We start from the raw sequence: 20,837 nt of genomic DNA, 5'->3' as shown, positions 1-20,837 counted from the left end.
TAATAGGGAGAGACGGCCATTGTCTGAAGCAAACCCGCTTACACTCGAAGATTCCTACAATCAATTTCGTTCTGCGACCGTAATAATTAATGAAGAAGGACTCATTTCTTCATACAATCAAACATGGCTCACCAAAATTTCTGAGCTGCTTCCCCATCCTGCAGAGAGCTATTTAAAGATGAATTATTACAGGATCCTTAATGAAATTCCAGGAACCTGCATACACAACATACAACTCATTATTCTTCATCTGAAGAACGTATTGGAACGACATACACCTAGTTATGCCTGCGAAATAAGCACGCTTACAGATCAAGGCTACACATGGTTTCAGTTAGAAGCTTCCCCCTACAAAACTTCTCTTCAGCCCGATTTTGTCGGTCTCGCCATTTCATATTATGACATCACCCCCTTTAAAACACTGGAAACCCACCTTAACCACGCTTCTTCCCAGATCAAAACCCTTCGGGGCATGCTTCCCATATGCGCTGTATGTAAACGAATTCGAGACGAAGAGGATGAATGGAATCCTGTTGAGAGCTTTGTAGAAAGAAATACACACGCCGAGTTCACACATGATATTTGTCCTGATTGCATAAGAAGAGTGTACCCTCAGTATTCTCATTTTCTAGACGAAGCCTAAAGAAGCAGCTCCCCTTTGTTCATCCGAACATAGGAGAGCTGCTTAAAGAAACACGGAGCCAGCACTTACTTAGGCAACCCTCCGTTAAACCGTCAGATAATGTTCGAAGCTCGCAAGTCCAAGTTCTTCCGGTTCCCCCTGCATGGCAATAGCGCCTTTATCCATTACATAGATATAATCTGCCACACTGCGAACGAATTCTTCGCTTTGTTCCACAAGTAAGATGGCTGTATCCCCCTGATTCTTGATCTGAATAATAACATCGCGAATATCATCTACAATGGATGGCTGAATCCCTTCTGTCGGTTCATCAAGCAATAATAATCGCGGCTTTGCAGCAAGCGCTCTCGCGAAGGCAAGTTGCTGCTGTTGACCCCCGCTCAGATCGCCGCCCTGTCTATCCATCATCGTCTTCAGCACAGGGAACATTCCCAGTACATCTGCCGGAATTTCCTTCGCTCCCTTAGGAGCCGTTTCAAGTCCAAGCAGCAGATTTTCTCTGACACTCATCTGCGGAAAGACATCTCTTCCCTGAGGGACATAGCCAATTCCAACCCGAGCACGTTTGGCCGAATCCCACTTTGTCACTTCTTTTCCATCCCAATGAATACTACCACTGCGAACCTTTAATATACCCATTAGTGTTCGCAACAGTGTTGATTTACCTACTCCATTTCGGCCCATTAAACAAACAACCTGACCAGGTTTTATATCAAGATGTACCTGACGAAGCACCATACTCTCCCCGTACCCCGACTCAACCCCCTTCAGCAGCAGCATCTTCCTTCCTCCTTTTACCTAAATACACTTCAGCAACTACTGGATTCCGCTGAACCTCCTGCATCGTCCCTTCGGTAAGCAGTGTTCCTTCATGCATCACAGTGACCTTCTGCGCATACTGTCTAACAAATTCCATATCATGCTCTACCACAACTACCGATCGCTCTTTCGCAATCTCAGTTAACAGCACACCCGTCTTGTTTGTCTCTTCATCTGTCATTCCTGCAACAGGTTCATCAAGCAATAGCACCTCAGGGTTTTGAAGTAAAAGCATTCCAATCTCAAGCCACTGCTTTTCTCCATGGGACAAAGAACCGGCCATAAGATTCAAACGATGACCAAGGCCAATCTGTTCTACCACTTCTTTCATTTCATTCGTCAGACCATCCCCTCGCCGTTTACGCAGTGCGGAAAACACATTTTTGTTAGGATTCTGTGCGATCTCTAAATTCTCATGTACAGTCAGCCCGCCAAATACAGAAGGCGCTTGAAACTTACGGCCGATACCGAGTCTTGCGACCTGATGTTCTTTCTTAGAAATAAGATCTGTCCCATCCGGAAGAAGAACCTGGCCTGATACAGGTTTGGTTTTTCCGCAAATCACATCAAGCATCGTTGTTTTCCCTGCTCCATTTGGACCAATTAAGAAATGAAGTTCTCGCTGTTTCAAGGATAAATTCATATTACGCACCGCTACAAATCCAGAGAAAGAAACCGTGATACCATGAACCGCGAGCACGATTTTTTCGTTAGGATGTTGCTTGCTTATGCTTACGTTTACGGACGGACTGGCCATCTGGCACACCTCCTTTTCGCACCCGCATACCAGTTACACTGTGATATACACCAATAAGACCTTTAGGCATGAACAATACGATAGCTACAAACAGACCCCCCATAACAAAAAGCCATCCCTCTGGATACGCTTCGCTAATCCCTGTTTTTGCAGCGTTCAGCACTACAGCCCCGATCATAGCTCCAACCAGGGTTCCCCGGCCCCCAAGCGCAACCCATAACACCATTTCAATAGAGGGGACAATCCCCATCATTGAAGGAGAGATAATACCAACCTGAAGGACAAACAACATCCCCGCAAGTCCGGCAAGCGCACCAGACAAGGTAAATGCCATTGTTTTGTACCACGCAGGATCATATCCGAGAAATCGAACTCTGTTCTCACCATCTCTGGCAGCTTCGAGCACTTGACCAAACCTGCTGCGTACAACTCTTTTGCAGAGCACATAAGACAAGACTAGAATCAGAAGCGTTACATAATAAAGGATAATGGTTGTTGATGGACGATGAAGCTCCATTCCAAAAATGTGATGGTATCCGGTTAACCCATTGGTTCCTCCCGTCCATTCCTGCTTCCCTACAAACAGCGTTACCATGATCATAACTAGCGCCTGCGTTAATATAGTGAAATATACACCGGTAATCCGGTTTCGAAAGGTGAACAACCCAAGCAAAAAAGCAAGCAAACCCGGCAATAAGATACCAAGTAAAAACGCAGCAGGGAAAGATCGAAAGATTGCCCAGAACCACGGAAGTTCCGTCACACTATTCCATACCATGAAATCGGGCATTGCCGACCCGCTGGCTTGTAATTTTAGATACATCGCCATGGCGTAAGCGCCAAGCCCAAAAAACACTCCATGTCCTAGACTTAACACTCCCCCATAACCCCAGATCAGATCCAGGCCAATGGCAAGAATCGCTAAAGCAAGAAATTTCGCAAGTAAACTTAACCGAAATTCCGTAGATACGAGCGGCGCCAGACTCATCAGAATCAGCACGACTCCCCAGGCAATTCGCTGTCCCCGGGTTCCCAGTCTATTTATTAACGGCATCCTCAGCCCCCCTAGTCTAAACTCCGTGAACGCAGTGCCACGAGCCCTCTCGGTTTCCATTGAAGGAAAGCAACGATGCATGCAAACACAAGCACTTTACCGATAGATGCGCTTGTGTACGTCTCAAATAAAGTATTGAAGACTCCTATTCCAAGCGCCCCCGTCACAGTACCAATCAGTTTCCCTACCCCGCCTAGAACAACAACCATGAATGCATCAACGATGTAATAAGTTCCAATCGATGGTCCGATCGGACCAAGCAAAGTCAGTGCACATCCTGCCACTCCCGCAATACCAGAACCAATGGCAAAGGTAAGTCCATCAACGCGCCGAGTAGAGATCCCAAGACAACCCGCCATATTTCGATTCTGCATAACAGCACGCATCCGGCGTCCTGCTGCTGTTTTATAAATATAGATGTACATGCAGAATAGCACGACAGCGACCAGCAGAATAATGAACAAACGCGTGTAAGGAAGCGTGATGCTTTCCGTAACCGCTACTCCTCCATTAAGCCAGGAAGGACTGGTCACCCCGACATTCGGGGCACCAAAAATCGTCCTTGCCAGTTGTTGCAGAATCATACCTACTCCCCAGGTAGCAAGCAAACTATCCAGGGGTCTTCCGTATAAGTGGCGGATAAGAAGCACTTCCAGCATCCAGCCGACCCCCGCAGAAGCAAGGAACGCAGCAGGAAGCGCGACAAGATAGTACGCACTAAACCAAGATGAAGGCATATAGGAGAGAAATAAATTTTGCGTTACATAGGTGGCATAAGCACCAATCATGATCATCTCACCATGCGCCATATTGATAATATTCATTAGTCCAAAGGTTACGGCGAGGCCGAGTGCAATCAGAAGCAAAATGGAACTTACACTCAGGCCGTTAAAAGCTTGCAGCAAAAACATATCCATCGATTATGCCGCCTCCCTTCTCATCTATCTATTGTAGATACAAGTTAGTTAGCGCCAAGTGACTTTCCCCATTCATAGGTTTTCAGATACGGATCAGGCTTCACAGGCTCACCAGAGTTCCAGAGTTCTTTGAACTGCCCGTTGGCCTGGACTTCACCTATACGTACCGTTTTGTAAATATGCTGATTCTCTCCATCAATGGTCACTTTGCCGCTTGGTGCATTAAACTCAATGCCTTTTGCTGCCTCTTTCACTTGAGCCACATCAACAGATCCTGCTTTTTCCACTGCTGCTTTCCATAAATAAACGGCAGTATACCCGGCTTCAATAGGATCCGCAGTCACACGGTCAGCTCCATATTTCGCTTTATATGCAGCCGTGAATTTTGTATTCTCTGGCGTATCCGTTGTTTGGTAATAGTTCCAAGCTGCTAAATGACCTGCGAGAACATCCGCACCAATACCGCGAATTTCTTCTTCCGCAACACTGACAGACAATGTCGTTAGATCCTCTGATGTGATGCCCGCGTCTTTTAGTTGTTTGAAGAAGGCAACGTTGCTATCTCCATTCAGCGTGTTATAAACAACATCTGGTTTTGCAGCTTTGATTTTGTTGATGATTGTGCTGTAATCCGTATGACCAAGGGGAGTATATTCTTCTCCGACCACTTCTCCCCCTTCTGCCTTAAGCTGTGCCTGAATGATTTTATTCGCTGTTTTAGGGAAGACGTAATCCGAACCAAGCAGGAAGAATTTCTTGCCGCGATTCTCAAGCAACCAGCTTACAGAAGGAACAATCTGCTGATTGGTTGTAGCTCCGGTATAGAAAATATTTGGGGAGGATTCAAGCCCTTCGTATTGTACGGGATAGAATAACAGTCCATTATTTTGTTCAAAAACAGGCAGCATGGCTTTTCGGCTTGCCGATGTCCAGCCGCCAAACACCGCAGCTACCCGATCTTGCTGCAGAAGTTTCCCTGCTTTTTCTGCAAAAGTCGGCCAATCCGAAGCACCATCTTCAATAACGGGTTCGATTTGTTTTCCAAGCACTCCGCCCGCCTTATTTATCTCTTCAATCGCAAGCATTTCCGCATCTTTAACTGATACTTCACTAATAGACATCGTTCCACTGAGAGAATGCAGAATCCCCACTTTAATCGTGTCACTATCTGAAGCACTTATCGTACTACTGCCTTCCGTAGCAGACGTCTGCCTAGCGGGACCCTCTCCTCCAGATACACAGCCGGACAACATAATCACACCTGTTAACACCACAGGAAACCATTTACCGAACTTTCGCATTAGCATGAACCTCATCCCCTCTAATCAGTTAGCCCAAACCGAACATTTATTTCCTGTTTTTCCATTATTGTTTGGTATCTCACATTATAGAGAGGAGAAATCATCTATGTCAATATACCTAACATATTTTTATTCCATGCCTAGTTACATGGTGCATAATAACAAAAATAACAGGCTAAATAGACAATACCCCTAAATATATGTAAGTATATTTAACATTAGAATTGAAATCCATTACAAGAAATACACTATTACCTTGTCGTATTCATATTCACTGGACAGAGGAAGAAAAAGCAAAGCTCCCGTCGTTTACGAAATAGAAGCTACATTCCCTGATGGAACAAAACGCGACCCTGCTTAGACTATTCACTAAACAAGATAACTACAAAATCACTGGCACTTTAAAAAATATAAGAAAATCAGACAGGCCATGATCGATAAGATCATGGCCTGTTATGTGATAGCTATTTTAAATGTCCTTATGTAATCCGTTATTTTCTGTTACCTTTCTCAGAAGTTTTGCCGGCGTACAGACTCGCCTGTTTTCTTCTGCGATAATGTGTGAATTCAATATACTCTCTAATGAAAGCCTGCTCTTCTATAGATAAATCTCCTACATTTACATTCTGTTCATGGTTTCCCATACGATAGACAGCTTTCTGTTCTCTAACCTCATCATCATGCTTACCAAGCATGATCCAATCCAAACTCACCCCAAAGTAAGCAGCAATCTCAATTAGCTTCGCCGTGCTCGGAGTTGATTTTCCCCGTTTCCAATCCCCCAAATTACCTGTGCTAATTTTCAATTCCTCACAAAATGCTTTTTTGGTCATGCCTCTTTCCATAATTAGATACTCAATCCGTTCGTAAATCGAATGCATATAAGACCGCCTTCCATGAAGTCATAGTAATATGAAAGCCCAGCAATCTGTAGACTAGCAGCTCATATAACCTAGGTATTAATTCCATATTATAACACACAACACGCGCATTCTCCGTCTGGTATTTGTACTTACTGTGGGCGTTCTATATAGTTATATCTGTCACTGGTGATTACTATAAAAATACGTTATCCTTGATATGATGGCCTCTATCTACGAAGGAGTGAACAAATGAGTAAGATTAAAATTGTGACGGACTCTACACTGGATCTCGACCTTTCCGTCATTCAAAGATACGGTATTGAAGTGGTGCCTCTTTCTTTTACCATAAAAGGCGAAACCTATCTTGACCAAATAGATATTACACCTAAAGAATTCATTCAAAAAATGATCCAAAGCGATGAGCTGCCTAAGAGTTCTCAGCCGGCTGCCGGCGAATTTCTAGAAAGATACAATCGATTTCATGAAGAAGGATACGAAATCATATCCATTCATATGACCGGAGGCATGAGCGGTACTGTACGTTCAGCGCAAATGGCTGCCGACATGTCAGATGCTAAAGTAACGGTTATCGATTCCGAATTCACATCCAAAGCACTCGCTTATCAAGTTATCGAAGCTGCTATAATGGCGGAGCAAGGCAAAACAGTCGAAGAAATCATAAGTAAAATAGAAGAGGTCAAGAAAAATACGAAACTGTTTGTCGCGGTAGACACACTGGATAACTTAGTAAAAGGCGGACGTATCGGAAAAGGAAAAGCACTGATCGGTTCCCTTCTGCACATCAAACCTGTCGCTTCTCTTATTGACGGTAACTATACTCCCGTCGTAAATCTTAGAAGCCAACCCCAGATCGCAAGATATCTGGCCAAGCAGTTTGCTGAAGATGTGAAAGGAAAAACGATCTACAAAGTGGGAATCGCTCACGCTGAGAATTACAAATTAGCATCCCAGCTGAAAGATTTAATCCATGAGCTTACTGGTCATGAAGATGTAGAGATCAGTTACACCTCACCTATTATTAGTACACATACAGGTGTGGGTGCAATTGGGTTTATGTATTATTTTAAATAAAATAATCTTTATTCTAATATCATTTAATATTCTCTTATCTAATCTCAAAAGGACTTTTCTTGGCCCGTATTCTCAATCGGTTCCGGAAACAGTCCTTTTTCTATTGTTACGCGTCTAGTTCACTCTCTCTGCAAAAAAAGGAAAGCCTTATGCTAAACGCACAAGGCTTTCCTTCGATATGATGCGGTCGAGAGGACTCGAACCTCCACGGGTATACACCCACTACCCCCTCAAGATAGCGTGTCTGCCATTCCACCACGACCGCATATGAAATTATACTGGTGAGCCATGAAGGGCTCGAACCTTCGACACCCTGATTAAAAGTCAGGTGCTCTACCAACTGAGCTAATGGCTCTTGATGAGAAGTTCCATGATGTTATATGCCATAACACGGATTGGTATCTTCCTAAATCATTAAGAGAAAAAGTGACCCGTAGGGGATTCGAACCCCTGTTACCTCCGTGAAAGGGAGGTGTCTTAACCCCTTGACCAACGGGCCTTAGTAACATTCTGTGCTCTTCAGCGACAAGATAGAGTATACCATAATATAAACAACCATGACAACCCCTTTTTTAAATTTTTTTATTAAAAAATAAAAAACTTATGTTTCCTTATAAAAACGGGATTATACTCATTTAAATCAAGGTATTTTGTATTAAATATTGCAATTTGACTTACAAAACATTAAAATAACTTATATTGATGCATATAGTTAGGAGGTTTCCAAATTGTATCAGGAAGAACGAATGCAACTGATTATGGATCACCTTGCTAACGCAGGACGAATCTCCATTGAAGAGATTTGCCAACAGTTCGATGTATCTAGAGATACAGCGAGACGTGATCTCATTAAGCTCGAAGAACAAGACCTTATTGTCCGTACTCGCGGAGGTGCGCTTCTCCCCTCCCCGATTCAGGAGTTCAAAAATTATAAAGACCGACTTGTCACTGTATCAGAGGAAAAGAAAAAGATCGGAAAACTTGCTGCCGCTCTGGTTCGAAAAGGTGACCGTATCATTCTTGACTCTTCTACCACGGTTCAAGCCTGCGCTGAATTTTTACATGCGGAAAATTGCACCGTGATAACGAACTCCATCAACTCAGCTGATTTGCTGTCCGAGAAAGAATCGGTTGATATCCGGCTATTAGGCGGCATCCTGCACAAAGAACACCGTTATGTATATGGAGCTTCTGTAATTGAAACCTTATCTCATTATTATGTCGAGAAAGCATTTATTGGAGTCGGCGGAGTTACTACGGACGGACTTAGCGCAAATGATGAGGAAGGAAAAGTAAAACGTAAGATGATGGAACAAGCCGAAATGGTCATCGTCCTTGCGGATCATTCTAAATTTGGACGGAATTACTTCTACCGATTTGCAGACTGGTCCCTAGTTGATGTCATTATCACAGATCAACTTCCGAGCACATCGATGATGGATTTCTTTGAACAACATCAGGTGGAAGTTCTAGTGCCAGATTCTAGTGAGGAACAGGAGGAATTATCATGATTAAACTTATTGCGATTGATTTAGATGGAACACTGCTGAATACCGAAAGTCAGATTAGTTCCGAGAATGCAGATGCCATTCGTTTTGCCCAAAATAACGGGGTCCATGTAGTCATCGCTACAGGAAGAGCCCACGCTGATGTAAGAGCCCTGTGTAAAAAAGCAGAGCTTGTTACCCCCGTTATTGCAGCTAACGGAGCAACCACCCATGATGAAAACGAAAATAAAATCGAATCCATTCCTATGGATCGAGAGATTGCATTTAGCATACTCGAATGGCTGGAAGCAAACGAATTTTATTATGAGGTGCTCACCGATCAAGCAATCTATTCTCCCAATCAAGGACATCAACTCATGTCTATCGAAATTGACCGTGCCCTTAGTGCGAACCCGGAAGAAAGTATGGATCGTTTGCTAAAGCTCGCAGAAAAACAATATGAACAAACGGGTATTGTCCGTATTCCGAGTTACCGCAACATCCCTGAGAGTGCTGAAATTTACAATATTCTTTCACTTTCTTTTGACCCTGAGAAACTGGAGAAAGGCCGAGCTCAGTTCCGAAACGACAAGAATGTAGCCATGGTCATTTCGGCAGACCATAATTTTGAGGTAGAACACCCCGAAGCATCCAAAGGCAACGCGCTAAGTAAACTGGCATCTCGTCTTGGAGTATCCATGGAAGAGACAATGGCGATCGGGGACAGCTTTAACGATGTGTCGATGCTATCCATAGTCCGCCATTCAGTTGCTATGGGTAATGCAAATCCCAAGATCAAGGAACTTGCTAAAGAAGTTACCTTAAAAAATACAGAACATGGCGTCGCTTACGCCATTGAACGGAAATTAAAAAAAACTGCCGGCGAATAATCGGTAGATAAAATAATAATAGAGCGCATGGATTCCAAATTCCATGCGCTCTATTTTATAAATAATGCCGTTTTATAAAGTTACATTCGTATCACCACATTCAAAAACGAAAATTACCCGTTCTAAAATTCTAGGATATAGATCTAAAATTCTAGAATATAGATCTTTAATTCTAAAATTAAAATATGTAATGCTCGAATATGTAATGCTCGAATAACTAAATCTCAAATATGTAACTTCTCGAATACAAACAATCATCCCAAAATATAGACAACAAAAAAAGCCCTAACGGGCTTTCCTATTGTTCTTCGAACGGAGAGAGAGGGATTCGAACCCTCGCACCGCTTACGCAGTCTAACCCCTTAGCAGAGGGTCCCCTTATAGCCACTTGGGTATCTCTCCAAAGAATGGCTCCCCGAACAGGGCTCGAACCTGTGACAACTCGATTAACAGTCGAGTGCTCTACCAACTGAGCTATCAGGGAACATTAACTATATATAATTTATCAAAAAATTAAATAAGAGTCAAGCATCAAATTTTCTTAACTCTTATATCTGCTGTACACCACGATTTAAACTCAGCAGTGACAATGTAATTGCCGTAATTGCTTCTGCATAACTTGTAAAAGAAACACAATAAGCATTTGACACTTTACCGCTTCTACTGGATCTGCACCGGCTATAATCATCCCTGTCATCATACCGAGAAGCTGAACAATCCCTACCGTCTTCATACGATCTATGGTTGGAATCATGCTTGATTAGGGAGTACTTATCTCCGACATGGCAAGCGGACCGCTGCATCTGCCGCACCGATACTTTTTAACATCTACCTTACGCTTACGCTGATACGTTTGCCCGCACTTCTGGCAGACAAGCTTATATTTATAGGGCAGGGTTCTCCTGCCTTTTCCATCCGGCAAGGACTGACAGAAACGACTTCCACCCACTTTAGCTAGAAGCTGTTTAAATTCAGGGTCGCGATGACGATAACCTCTCCCTCGTATATGTAGATGATAATGGCATAGTTCATGCTTAATAATCTTCTCTACCTCTTCTTTGCCGTAAGCCTCAAGCTGATGCGGATTAATCTCAATCCGGTGGCTGCGAAGCATGTATCTTCCGCCTGTCGTCGTCAGCCTGCTGTTAAATACGGCTTCATGCTGAAATGGAACGCCAAAACTTTCGATTGAGATGCGCTCTATCCATGTCTGCAGTTCTTCATTCGTCATGGAGTTCATATATGCTCAGCTCTCTTTCTTTCATTGTTTCTACTTGATTGTAAGTATACCTTGGGATACACTGTCAAGGAACCACCGACCGAACTAAAGGGGAGAAATGCACGTATGTCGAAAATGCGATACGTTATTCTGCAACATGCCGATCAGTTAGAATTTGTGGAAATGCCTTCCGATTATGCTTATCAGCTCAGCGCACTGAATCTTCGTCTGAATAAAGAAATCGATAAGCTGACCGCTGATATTGTACCTGCCCTTCCTAGAGCCATTGCTGAATGTGATCAGCTGGACCTTTTGGAAGAACGCTATGTGATTACACAAGGTCTTGCCTATATTAACGATCTAGAGAAATCCTTTGCAGCTGTAAAAGAAGAACACTATCCTCTGATCGCCCTGCTAACCGAAATCCGTGCCCTTCAGGCACAGCTCGAACAATGGTACGAAGAAGAAGAAATTACTCTACAACATCCACTATAAAAAAACACAAATAACCGTCCTACAATCCTTGTAGAACGGTTATTTTCATGTGAACGGGCACAATACGGGTCCTCTCCCCATATGCTAACGTACAGAAATGAACCTACGGAGGAGGGATTCCCCTATGCCCCAATGGCTTAGTAACCAACTCATGCGTGCTTTCCATAAGAAAGATCGCCGGCAAATTCGGCTGCTGAACGAATGCTGGTTCTTCTATCGCAATCGCCCAGGCGCTCAATATAGTATGACGAATGAAACTGACCTATAAACAGCTGCCAGCCGGTGAATCAGAAACTTCATTCTCATCATCGGCTGTTGCTGTCCTTACGAACGATTACTGTTTGTTTTGATTTGGGTCCTTCATCGTGAGAGCAACGCGGCCTTTTTTCAAATCCACGTCAAGCACCCATACCGTTACATTATCTCCTACGGATACCACATCCATTGGGTGCTTAACAAATCCGTTGCTAAGCTGGGAGATATGAACGAGTCCATCACTTTTTACGCCAATGTCTACAAAGGCACCGAAGTCAATTACATTACGAACTGTCCCTTGCAGCTCCATTCCCGGTTCCAGATCTTCAATCTTCAGTACATCGGTACGGAAAATAGGAAGCGGCAACTCTTCACGCGGGTCACGGCCCGGACGCTGTAAGTTCTCAAGAATATCGCGCAGTGTCGGCAGACCGACTTCTACTCTGTCAGCAAGCTCTTGCGCGCTTTGTTCTTCCAAGATCCGTGTCAGTTCTTCGGTACCCAGTTTATCCAGGTCCACTTTGAGTTCTGCAAAGACACGGTCAACTACAGAGTAAGACTCCGGGTGAATTGCTGTTTTATCCAGCGGGTTATCCCCTTCCGAAATACGCATAAACCCAGCACATTGTTCAAATGTCTTCGCGCCCAGACGCGGTACTTTTTGCAGTTCTTTACGAGAAGAAAATCTACCGTTCTCTTCACGGTATTTCACAATATTTTTAGCAATCGTGGAGTTTATTCCCGCTACATAAGATAACAGCGAAGGAGAAGCTGTATTCACATCTACGCCAACATGGTTAACGGCAGATTCTACAACGGCTTTCAGACTCTCCTCCAGATGTTTTTGAGATACATCGTGTTGGTATTGACCTACACCAATGGCTTTTGGATCAATCTTCACAAGTTCAGCCAGTGGATCTTGAACCCGGCGGGCAATGGAAGCAGCACTGCGCTCTGCTACGTCCAGATCAGGGAATTCTTCCTGCGCAATCTTGGAAGCAGAGTATACACTTGCCCCTGCCTCATTCACGATCAGATAAGCAAGTTTAGGATCTCCGATCTCCTGCATAACTTCCGCTACAAATTGCTCGGTTTCACGGGAAGCTGTCCCATTACCAATGACAATCAGTTCAATATCATATTTATTGATCAGCTCTTTAAACTTAGCTAATGCTTCCTGCTTCTTATTATTTGGCGGTGTCGGATACGTTACAGCTACCTCTAACAGTTTTCCTGTTTCGTCAACAACCGCGAGTTTACAGCCAGTCCGGTAAGCAGGATCGACGCCAAGTACACGTTTATTTGGAATTGGCGGCTGCAAAAGCAAGCTGCGCAGATTACCAGAGAAAATCGAGATGGCCTGTGCTTCACCTTTTTCCGTCAGTTCTGTACGAACTTCTCTTTCAATAGAAGGAGCGATGAGACGCTTATAAGCATCCACAATTACATTCTCAAGGATGTCGCTGACAACCGATGATGGTTTTAATATCTGACGGCCAATATAGTTATGGACCGGATCTGCATTTACATCGAGACCCACTTTCAATATTCCTTTACGTTCTCCGCGGTTAATCGCAAGGATACGATGCGGCGGCATTTTTTTTGCGAGTTCTCGGTAGTCATAGTAATTCTCATATACGGATTCCACATCGCTATCCTTCGCTTCCGAAGTCAGCATCCCGTGATCCAGTGTATATCTTCTTACCCAGGAACGAATGGATGCATCATCAGCGATATTCTCAGCTAGTATATCCTTTGCGCCTTGCAGCGCCGTATCTGCACTATCTACTCCAAGCTCTTCGTTCACATATCGAGCAGCTTCTTCCATTACATTTCCTTGTTTTGGCTGATTCCAGATCCACTCGGACAATGGCTCAAGCCCTTTTTCTTTAGCTACACTCGCACGGGTTTTACGTTTTTGACGATAAGGACGGTACAAATCTTCTACTTCTTGTAGTTTGACCGCTTGTTTGATTGATTTCGCTAGTTCCTCCGTCAGTTTGCCCTGCTCTTCAATAATGCGAATGACTTCCACTTTGCGATCTTCCAGATTGCGAAGATAGACCGTTCTTTCTTCAATCAGACGCAGCACATTCTCGTCCAGCTCGCCTGTCATTTCTTTACGGTACCTTGCGATAAAAGGAATTGTATTCCCTTCGTTCAGCAAGGATACCGTTGTTTTTACCTGCTTTAATGAAAGCGACAGTTCTTTGGCAACTTGATTAACAATACGCTCTTCCTGTTCTTTCTTCAGTTTCTCATCGTTCAATTCAACTGCGGATAGCTCTGACAAAAAAATCCCTCTTTCTTCTATGGATTACCCGCTCTGATTCCGTTGCATGATGAACTCTGCAGTGACACACTGCGCTAACGAAAATAGCCGCTACGTACACAAATGATTTCCATGACCGCTGTTGTGATTGGAGTTTTTTATCCTATCAACTCAGTGGTACAACTCCAATCACAAAGGCGGACGCTTCGCTTCTCGGAATTCATTTGTTACTTCGCTGCCGTCTGCCTTTATGCAAAGTGCACTATGCAGTGACAAACTGCGCTAACGAAAATAGCCGCTGCGTACACAAATGATTCCATGACCGCTGTTGTGATTGGAGTTTTTTATCCTATGAACTCAGTGGTACAACTCCTATCACAAAGGCGGACGCTTCGCTTCTTGGAATTCATTTGTTACTTCGCTGCCGTCTGCTCAGTAGCACTGCATTTACAACATCACGCAAAAGAATAAGAGACGTCCAATTTTCTTTTTTTATAAAGCACATATTTTTTAGATTAGTTCGAAGTTGCTTGCAATAACTGCACGCACTTCGATTTCTATTTATTTAAGAATACGCCCCAGAAAAGTATATCGTACACGAAATCTGTCTGTCCCATCCAGCATTTCTCGGGTCTCTATATCACGCCTTAGGCGGATGTATCTTATTATCACAGAACTTCGGCTCAATTTCCACTTTTGAAGCGCCAATTTACTGTATTTACGGCAAAAAAAGACTGCGCAGCAGTACCTTAAGGCAGCTTTTGCAGTCTTTCCTAAAAAACAATGATAAAAACGGACTATACGCGTTTAAAACGGTACATCTCGCTATGATAATCTCCCACTTTATTTCCTACGGAAATACCGGCATACATCAGGGCATCCCCGCTATATACGCCTTCTCCATCTACAGCAGCATAATCACGTTCAGGATCAAGTCCTTTCAGCTTCAAACGCTGCAGCGGAGCATTCGGTTCGGACAGTACACGGAAGTAGAATACGACCACATCTTCCCCATCCGGTGAGACAAACATCCATGCCGCTTCGTTCCCTTCAAACGGGTTCAGCAGACGATGGAACACACCGAATTGTACGGTCTTACGAATCTCTTTATATAGAGCAACCTGTTCCTGCACCGTTTTCTTATCGTTCTCATCAAATAACGTCAGATCCAGCTCATATCCAAAGTTACCGGACATGGCCACATGACCGCGGGTTTCAAGAGAGGTAATCCGGCCAACCTGATGATTAGGGACAGCTGAGATATGAGAACCCATAGAGCTAATCGGATATACAAGACTTGTTCCATACTGAATCTTCATACGAGATACAGCATCGGTATTATCGCTTGTCCATGTTTGCGGCATGTAGAACAGCATTCCTGGGTCAAATCTGCCTCCTCCACCGGAACAGCTTTCAAATAAAATGTGCGGGAATCTCGAAGTAATTCGCTCCATCACATCATACAAACCGAGCATATAGCGGTGAGCTGTTTCTTTCTGTTTTTCTGGCGGCAATAAAGCGGAACCGACTTCTGTCATGCTTCGATTCATATCCCATTTTACGTACGTGATCGGAGCACTTGCCAAAATGTCCGACACCATACGCACGATTTCGTCTTGTACACCTTTACGGGACATATCAAGGACGAGCTGCTGTCTGCCTTCGGTACGGCGACGATTTGGAATATGCAGGCACCAATCTGGATGATTACGATAAAGATCACTATCTGGAGATACCATCTCCGGCTCAAACCACAGGCCAAACTGCATCCCGGTCTCCGTTACACGCTCAGCCAGATTGTTTAACCCTTCAGGCAGTTTATTTTTATCAACAAACCAATCGCCTAATGAGGAGTTGTCATTATCCCGATGTCCAAACCAACCATCATCAAGAACGAATAATTCAATACCAAGTTCCTGCCCAGCGCGAGCAATGTCTTCAATCTTGTCCGCTGTAAAGTTAAAATAAGTCGCTTCCCAGTTATTAACAAGAATCGGACGTTCCTGATCGCGGTGCTGTCCTCTTGCGAGACGCTCCCGGTATAACTTGTGGTATGTTTGAGACATTTTGCCAAGTCCTTCGTCAGAGTATACCATAACTACTTCCGGTGTCTGGAAAGCTTCGCCTGGCTCAAGAATCCAGCCAAATTCAAATGGGTTAATGCCAAGGGACAAACGTGTCGTTTGGAACTGATCCACTTCTGCTTGTGCTATGAAATTACCGCTGTATACAAGACTGAATCCGTAGACTTCGCCTGTATCTTCTGTTGCATTCGGACTTAATAGTGCTGCAAACGGATTTTGTTGATGACTGCTGGCACCTCTACGGCTTTCTACACTTTGATTGCCGACAGTGAGCGGTTTGCGGACAATACTCCGTTCTCTAGTCCAAGCTCCTGATAGCTGCAGCCATTCGTAGTTCGCATGAGGAAAATCAATACTCGCACTTAAAGCACGTACAATTTCGTTTGTAGCATCCCCTATATTGATCACTCGTGCCGAGCGTGTGATCGCATCATATTCCTGAAATGCGGTATAAGTCAGCTCTAATTGGATTCCTGCTACGGAATCTTCCAGTTTCACAATGAGCGTATCCGCTTCGGTATCCTGCTCCGTATACGTCGCTGGAAGTCCCGATAATGCAGGCTTTCCGCTTACAATTTGGTGATCTTTGTACAAAAATTCAGTTACCGTCGAACCGTTTGGCTGACGAAGCTGAAAAGCCGGAGAGCGGTAATCGCTCGTGCCATATACCGGGTACTCCTGAGGCAAGGTATCAAAAGAGATTGTCCGGTCTTCCGGAACCGGATTCGGGCTGAAAGAACAACGCTCCTCACGCACATGAATCCATGCGAAATCGTTATCGCGTAATCTTTTACCATAATATATTTGAGTCAGATGACCTGTAGGCAAAGCCTGAAATACATAACTAGCCGTTTTTGTTTGCAGATGGAAAATACGTTTATCTTCGTTATAAAAAATCGCCATGATGTGATCCACTCCCATGTCTTTTAATAGCGCTTTCAAAAATCGAATGTAGAAATTGCTAATCCTCTTTCCCAGTATAGAATCCGTTAATTTTAAATGCAATGTACTATCTTCGCCTTCTGATTCCATCCCCATCTAAAATAAATACAAAAACGTTAAGATACACTGATGAGATGTCTAAACATAGCAAAAAGAGCGAACAGTACTGCAATACTGTTCGCTCCTTATGCTCACCTAAAAATCAATTAAACCTAGGCTGATCTGTAACGATTCATTAACAAGCTTCATCGTCTCGTCATCCAGATGCGTAATCTTATCTGTAAGACGCTGCTTATCAATGGTCCGAATCTGCTCCAGCAGAACAACAGAATCCCGGTCAAACCCATGTGCTTCGGCATCAATTTCTACGTGGGTCGGCAATTTAGCCTTCTGAATCTGTGCCGTAATGGCAGCTACGATGCAGGTTGGACTAAAACGATTGCCGATATCATTCTGGATCACAAGCACCGGTCTGACTCCCCCTTGCTCGGAACCAACAACGGGTGAAAGATCCGCAAAAAATACGTCGCCGCGTTTTACGATCAATGTTTACACCCCGCTCACTAAGCGGCCCAGAGTGCTGTCTGCATCGTCCTCCGCGTGAAAGGCTTCGGAAGCCATGGTCAAATTAATTTTGGCCATTTCCATGTAGCCGCGCTGCATGGTTTCTCTGATGTAACGCTTCTTGCGCTCCATCAAATACAGCTTCATAGCCTGCCTAATAAATTCACTGCGGTTCGAATTTTCCATTGCTACGATCCCATCAACTTCCTGCAAAAGATGATCTGGCAAACTGATCATAATCCGTTTGGTGTTCTGTACATTGGTCAAGTCTCTTCCACCCCCACACAAAACCTACGCCACTGTATACCAGTATAACGTTATTTCAGGAAATTTATACAAGAGGATATATATGCCCCGCGTATATCAAGTATGCATTACTCATTATAAACGGAATGAACGAATACGTACATCATCCATTTTTATAAATATCTACACAATTCGCGGGTTTTAGACGATATCCTCTTTCTTCACAGAAATTTCACGAAACTTAGGATAACAGGGCATTAACGTGAGCGATGACTTTTCCATCCCGGATATAAATACGCGGGACACGATTTGCAATCATGCACAGAACTTCGTAGTTAATCGTATCAATCTTCGATGCCAGCTCGTCGGCAGTAATTGTGCTGCCCATTTGCTGACCGATGAGAACAACCTCTTCACCAGCTTTAATATCTTCTTTATCCGTTAACGTTTGCAAAGACACCATACACTGATCCATACAAATGGTACCAACGACCGGGACGCGGTGGCCGCGTATTAGAACGTCTGCTTTACCGGTCAGCATCCGGGAATAACCATCTGCATAACCGATAGGAAGGGTTCCAATCCTTTCTTCATTTGAAGAATAATACTTGGTTCCGTAACTAATGCCCCAATGTTCTGGAACATTTTTTACATAAACAATCTTGGTCTTTAGTGAAAGCACTGGGAGTAATTGCACGCTCTGCTTATCCACTTCATCCGATGGATATAGACCATACAGGCTAATTCCTACCCGTACCATATTCAGCGAAAGAGACGGAGTATCAATAGCAGTAGCGCTGTTACCCGTATGTATGATCGGGAGCTTGTAACCTGAATCCCGCAGCGCGCTAATCACATCCATGAACCGTTGATATTGCATCAGTGTATAGTCTTTATTTTCTTCATCCGCTTTGGCAAAATGGGTATATGCCCCTTCGAGTTCTACATAGGAAAGACATGACAGGCGGCCTGCTGCCTGTTTTGCGTCTTCTGCCGTAATCACTCCAAGACGCCCCATCCCGCTGTCAATCTTAAGATGCACTTTCAGCTTGCGTATGTCTTCGGAAGGATCAAGGTTTTCGATACTTGTGATCACTTCCTCACTAAATACCGTTACCGTAATATCGTTTTGATATGCAATCTCGATCCCTTCCGGTGGTGTATATCCCAGTATAAGTATTGGTGTTTTTATCCCTGCATTACGCAGTTCTAGGGCTTCGTCAAGAAAAGCAACGTTGAGATAGTCTACTCCTATCCTTTCCAGTTCCTTTGACGTCTCTACAGCACCATGACCGTAAGCATTCGCCTTAACACAAGCACTGAATAACACATCTTTTGGCAAATTCTCACGAAATACATTCACATTATGTCTTAAATGATCCAAGTTAATTTCAGCTTGGGTCGGGCGATACTGTCCTTCCACCCAAAGTCACCTTCCCTGATTTTAATTCCTACCTAATAATAAACTAATGGTATGCGAGAGAAACACGACTGTCAAATCCCTATAACCAGGGCATTTTGATTGCTATAAGGAAAAGGGAAATACATTTATTGTTATATTCGCCGCCGGGTCCCATTTTGCCTACAATCTGCGGATAAAAAAGAGGCGAACAGCCGTTTAATTTACGAAGAAATACTTCGTAGATTTTTCGGTATCCGCCTGTCTCACCTATTATTTACCCGATTGCTCCTGCATAGAAGCGGCGATTTGTACCATTTCTGCTACAGGGAGGTTGTCGCTTGTAATACGGTACTCCATTCCTTCATCAAACCACGTTAATGTCTGAGGCAGTTCTGTCGTCATCATACCAATAGTGAAGCCTAGATCTACAGGTGTTGTAGCAGCATACGAAGAGGCTCTGTCTTGTGGTCTTGCTTCAATTATGGTGTAATTATATGTTCCTTCGAAACGTAACATGACGGCATAATCATCTTCTGTTTCCATAATGGTCGGCTCGCCTTTCATGTTGACTCCGTTTGGAAGATAAGTAGGCTCAATAACGCCAAAGTCTCCTAGTTCACTTGATGCTCCTTCTTCTGCAGCTGCACTATCATCCGGGCTTACTTCTCCCCCTACCTCGTCACCTGGATTCCCTAATTCAGGCTGATCGGAAACGTCCACTCCAGGATCCTGCTCTTCTGGAACTGTTACTTCCGGTGTATTCACATCTTCATTAATCGTAGGAGTACTGCCTGCTTCAGGAGCCTGTGTCTCTCCACTACCAGCGGACATGTTCTTTTGCATATCAAAGGAGTCTTTTTCAAACTTCGTACCAAATTCAAATGTATCAAACTTTACATCAACGACAACGTTAGCATTGGCATCTGATACGGCAACATGTTTTGGTGAATAATCTTTCTTGTCCAGCCAAATTTTTTGACGAACAAGCGAATGAGTATTGTAATTCGCAGCTACGTCAAACACATAACTTTCCTCTTCGTCTGCAAATTGACGGGCATTATCACCGATGATACTGCGGACAAGGGTCTCATATAAATAGACTTGACCCTGATCGTCCGGCCAGTTGCTTTGAAACCGGAAACTTTTATTCAGACTCGGTGTTAGAACAAATACGCCATCATCATTACGCAGCACAATTTGTGTAATATTTTTCTTCGCGTTCGTTAATGCAATACGATAATAAGAAGGTTTTTGATGCGATACTTCTACTTTGTACTCCTGTGGTGTTTCTCCAGAATACAGTGTCATTACACCCGAACCTTTGTAACTTTCTAGTTCCCCTACGACCTCGTTCAAATCTTTTACTACTGACTCTGCGTCCTTTGGTCCACAAGCCGTAAGCAGACCTGAAAAGCACAGTACCATGGCAATTATCCATGATATCCGGCGCATGACATCATCCCCTTTAACACTGTTTTCAGTTGATTGATACATGTTTATGAGGGACTTGTTCGATTTATGCAGACTGGCCTGAC

19 protein-coding genes, 5 tRNA genes and 1 pseudogene are annotated in these 20,837 nt (G+C 43.8%); 6 read left to right on the top strand and 19 right to left on the bottom strand.

From position 1 onward, the window contains the following. Positions 1-19: 19 nt before the first annotated feature. On the top strand, positions 20-643 hold the full coding sequence (locus QPK24_RS05450; protein WP_285746826.1) for a hypothetical protein: 624 nt from the start codon (positions 20-22) through the stop codon (positions 641-643). A gap of 84 nt (positions 644-727) precedes the next feature. Here the strand turns inward: QPK24_RS05450 and urtE are convergent, their stop codons facing one another. The 6 genes from urtE to QPK24_RS05420 all read right to left on the bottom strand — a co-directional run bounded on the left by urtE (position 728) and on the right by QPK24_RS05420 (position 6,372). Further along, a complete protein-coding gene (gene urtE / locus QPK24_RS05445; protein WP_285746824.1) occupies positions 728-1,423 on the bottom strand; it encodes an urea ABC transporter ATP-binding subunit UrtE in 696 nt (231 codons plus the stop codon). After that, positions 1,401-2,219, bottom strand: coding sequence for an urea ABC transporter ATP-binding protein UrtD (urtD, locus tag QPK24_RS05440; protein WP_285746822.1), 819 nt, complete (start codon positions 2,217-2,219; stop codon positions 1,401-1,403). The genes urtE and urtD overlap by 23 nt, the downstream gene beginning before the upstream one ends. Beyond that, complete coding sequence (urtC, locus tag QPK24_RS05435) at positions 2,173-3,273, bottom strand: urea ABC transporter permease subunit UrtC (protein WP_285746820.1); 1,101 nt, start codon at positions 3,271-3,273, stop codon at positions 2,173-2,175. Before urtC ends, urtD begins: the two co-directional genes overlap by 47 nt. An 11-nt stretch (positions 3,274-3,284) precedes the next feature. Continuing rightward, positions 3,285-4,190 carry an urea ABC transporter permease subunit UrtB gene (gene urtB, locus QPK24_RS05430; protein WP_285746818.1) on the bottom strand — a complete coding sequence of 302 codons (906 nt, stop codon included), beginning with the start codon at positions 4,188-4,190 and terminating at the stop codon, positions 3,285-3,287. 44 nt (positions 4,191-4,234) lie between these two features. Then, positions 4,235-5,497 (bottom strand): urea ABC transporter substrate-binding protein, encoded by a 1,263-nt coding sequence (gene urtA / locus QPK24_RS05425; protein ID WP_407082952.1) that lies wholly within the window; start codon positions 5,495-5,497, stop codon positions 4,235-4,237. Positions 5,498-5,982: 485 nt separating this feature from the next. Then, positions 5,983-6,372 (bottom strand): helix-turn-helix domain-containing protein, encoded by a 390-nt coding sequence (locus QPK24_RS05420; protein ID WP_285746816.1) that lies wholly within the window; start codon positions 6,370-6,372, stop codon positions 5,983-5,985. 231 nt (positions 6,373-6,603) lie between these two features. Between QPK24_RS05420 and QPK24_RS05415 the strand changes: the two genes are divergently transcribed. Beyond that, positions 6,604-7,446 carry a DegV family protein gene (locus tag QPK24_RS05415; protein ID WP_285746814.1) on the top strand — a complete coding sequence of 281 codons (843 nt, stop codon included), beginning with the start codon at positions 6,604-6,606 and terminating at the stop codon, positions 7,444-7,446. Between the two features lie 182 nt (positions 7,447-7,628). On the opposite strand, the gene QPK24_RS05410 is transcribed toward QPK24_RS05415, so the two are convergent. The 3 genes from QPK24_RS05410 to QPK24_RS05400 form a co-directional block, all read right to left on the bottom strand. Then, positions 7,629-7,711, bottom strand: a tRNA-Leu gene (locus tag QPK24_RS05410). 14 nt (positions 7,712-7,725) lie between these two features. Continuing rightward, positions 7,726-7,801: transfer RNA gene (locus QPK24_RS05405), tRNA-Lys, on the bottom strand. A gap of 72 nt (positions 7,802-7,873) precedes the next feature. After that, positions 7,874-7,945, bottom strand: a tRNA-Glu gene (locus QPK24_RS05400). A gap of 229 nt (positions 7,946-8,174) precedes the next feature. On the opposite strand from QPK24_RS05400, the gene QPK24_RS05395 reads away from it, so the two are divergent. Together QPK24_RS05395 and QPK24_RS05390 are read left to right on the top strand one after the other, a co-directional pair. Next, on the top strand, positions 8,175-8,957 hold the full coding sequence (locus QPK24_RS05395) for a DeoR/GlpR family DNA-binding transcription regulator (RefSeq protein WP_285746812.1): 783 nt from the start codon (positions 8,175-8,177) through the stop codon (positions 8,955-8,957). After that, positions 8,957-9,823 carry a Cof-type HAD-IIB family hydrolase gene (locus tag QPK24_RS05390; RefSeq protein ID WP_285749106.1) on the top strand — a complete coding sequence of 289 codons (867 nt, stop codon included), beginning with the start codon at positions 8,957-8,959 and terminating at the stop codon, positions 9,821-9,823. The genes QPK24_RS05395 and QPK24_RS05390 overlap by 1 nt, the downstream gene beginning before the upstream one ends. 313 nt (positions 9,824-10,136) lie before the next feature. Here the strand turns inward: QPK24_RS05390 and QPK24_RS05385 are convergent. The 4 genes and pseudogenes from QPK24_RS05385 to QPK24_RS05370 form a co-directional block, all read right to left on the bottom strand. After that, positions 10,137-10,225: transfer RNA gene (locus QPK24_RS05385), tRNA-Ser, on the bottom strand. A gap of 6 nt (positions 10,226-10,231) precedes the next feature. After that, positions 10,232-10,307: transfer RNA gene (locus tag QPK24_RS05380), tRNA-Asn, on the bottom strand. Positions 10,308-10,354: 47 nt separating this feature from the next. Continuing rightward, positions 10,355-10,583, bottom strand: a pseudogene (locus tag QPK24_RS05375) (ABC transporter permease); the annotation flags it as partial. After that, positions 10,584-11,054: a SprT family protein gene (locus QPK24_RS05370; protein WP_285749105.1), complete on the bottom strand. Its 471-nt coding sequence runs from the start codon at positions 11,052-11,054 to the stop codon at positions 10,584-10,586. 114 nt (positions 11,055-11,168) lie between these two features. Here QPK24_RS05370 and QPK24_RS05365 point away from each other — a divergent pair, with 114 nt between their 5' ends. After that, entirely contained in the window at positions 11,169-11,537 is a 369-nt protein-coding gene (locus QPK24_RS05365; protein ID WP_285746810.1) for a hydrolase/acyltransferase, read from the top strand. Between the two features lie 124 nt (positions 11,538-11,661). Then, entirely contained in the window at positions 11,662-11,805 is a 144-nt protein-coding gene (gene cmpA / locus QPK24_RS05360; RefSeq protein WP_285746808.1) for a cortex morphogenetic protein CmpA, read from the top strand. Between the two features lie 66 nt (positions 11,806-11,871). Here cmpA and QPK24_RS05355 read toward each other — a convergent pair whose 3' ends face one another. The 6 genes from QPK24_RS05355 to QPK24_RS05330 all read right to left on the bottom strand — a co-directional run bounded on the left by QPK24_RS05355 (position 11,872) and on the right by QPK24_RS05330 (position 20,754). Further along, a complete protein-coding gene (locus tag QPK24_RS05355; RefSeq protein ID WP_285746806.1) occupies positions 11,872-14,085 on the bottom strand; it encodes a Tex family protein in 2,214 nt (737 codons plus the stop codon). A 776-nt stretch (positions 14,086-14,861) separates the two neighbouring features. Next, positions 14,862-17,051 carry an alpha-galactosidase gene (locus tag QPK24_RS05350; RefSeq protein WP_285746804.1) on the bottom strand — a complete coding sequence of 730 codons (2,190 nt, stop codon included), beginning with the start codon at positions 17,049-17,051 and terminating at the stop codon, positions 14,862-14,864. A gap of 234 nt (positions 17,052-17,285) precedes the next feature. Beyond that, positions 17,286-17,636, bottom strand: coding sequence for a type II toxin-antitoxin system PemK/MazF family toxin (locus tag QPK24_RS05345; RefSeq protein ID WP_160032284.1), 351 nt, complete (start codon positions 17,634-17,636; stop codon positions 17,286-17,288). A gap of 3 nt (positions 17,637-17,639) precedes the next feature. Beyond that, on the bottom strand, positions 17,640-17,921 hold the full coding sequence (locus tag QPK24_RS05340; RefSeq protein WP_160032285.1) for a CopG family ribbon-helix-helix protein: 282 nt from the start codon (positions 17,919-17,921) through the stop codon (positions 17,640-17,642). Between the two features lie 220 nt (positions 17,922-18,141). Further along, positions 18,142-19,323 (bottom strand): alanine racemase, encoded by a 1,182-nt coding sequence (alr, locus tag QPK24_RS05335; protein ID WP_285746802.1) that lies wholly within the window; start codon positions 19,321-19,323, stop codon positions 18,142-18,144. Between the two features lie 249 nt (positions 19,324-19,572). Continuing rightward, on the bottom strand, positions 19,573-20,754 hold the full coding sequence (locus tag QPK24_RS05330) for a LolA family protein (RefSeq protein WP_285746799.1): 1,182 nt from the start codon (positions 20,752-20,754) through the stop codon (positions 19,573-19,575). Positions 20,755-20,837 lie beyond the last annotated feature (83 nt).

Source organism: Paenibacillus polygoni (assembly GCF_030263935.1).
Lineage (GTDB): Bacteria > Bacillota > Bacilli > Paenibacillales > Paenibacillaceae > Paenibacillus > Paenibacillus polygoni.
This window is presented reverse-complemented; position numbering and strand designations above follow the sequence as displayed.

Excerpts from the sequence above, each read along its gene's own strand:
- QPK24_RS05415 (WP_285746814.1), top strand. The coding sequence starts at position 6,604 with ATGAGTAAGATTAAAATTGTGACGGACTCTACACTGGATCTCGACCTT.
- QPK24_RS05365 (WP_285746810.1), top strand. The coding sequence starts at position 11,169 with ATGTCGAAAATGCGATACGTTATTCTGCAACATGCCGATCAGTTAGAA.
- urtE (WP_285746824.1), bottom strand. The coding sequence starts at position 1,423 with ATGCTGCTGCTGAAGGGGGTTGAGTCGGGGTACGGGGAGAGTATGGTG.
- urtA (WP_407082952.1), bottom strand. The coding sequence starts at position 5,497 with ATGCTAATGCGAAAGTTCGGTAAATGGTTTCCTGTGGTGTTAACAGGT.
- QPK24_RS05420 (WP_285746816.1), bottom strand. The coding sequence starts at position 6,372 with ATGCATTCGATTTACGAACGGATTGAGTATCTAATTATGGAAAGAGGC.
- QPK24_RS05370 (WP_285749105.1), bottom strand. The coding sequence starts at position 11,054 with ATGACGAATGAAGAACTGCAGACATGGATAGAGCGCATCTCAATCGAA.
- urtB (WP_285746818.1), bottom strand. The coding sequence starts at position 4,190 with ATGGATATGTTTTTGCTGCAAGCTTTTAACGGCCTGAGTGTAAGTTCC.
- QPK24_RS05350 (WP_285746804.1), bottom strand. The coding sequence starts at position 17,051 with ATGGCGATTTTTTATAACGAAGATAAACGTATTTTCCATCTGCAAACA.
- cmpA (WP_285746808.1), top strand. The coding sequence starts at position 11,662 with ATGCCCCAATGGCTTAGTAACCAACTCATGCGTGCTTTCCATAAGAAA.
- urtC (WP_285746820.1), bottom strand. The coding sequence starts at position 3,273 with ATGCCGTTAATAAATAGACTGGGAACCCGGGGACAGCGAATTGCCTGG.
- QPK24_RS05330 (WP_285746799.1), bottom strand. The coding sequence starts at position 20,754 with ATGCGCCGGATATCATGGATAATTGCCATGGTACTGTGCTTTTCAGGT.
- urtD (WP_285746822.1), bottom strand. The coding sequence starts at position 2,219 with ATGGCCAGTCCGTCCGTAAACGTAAGCATAAGCAAGCAACATCCTAAC.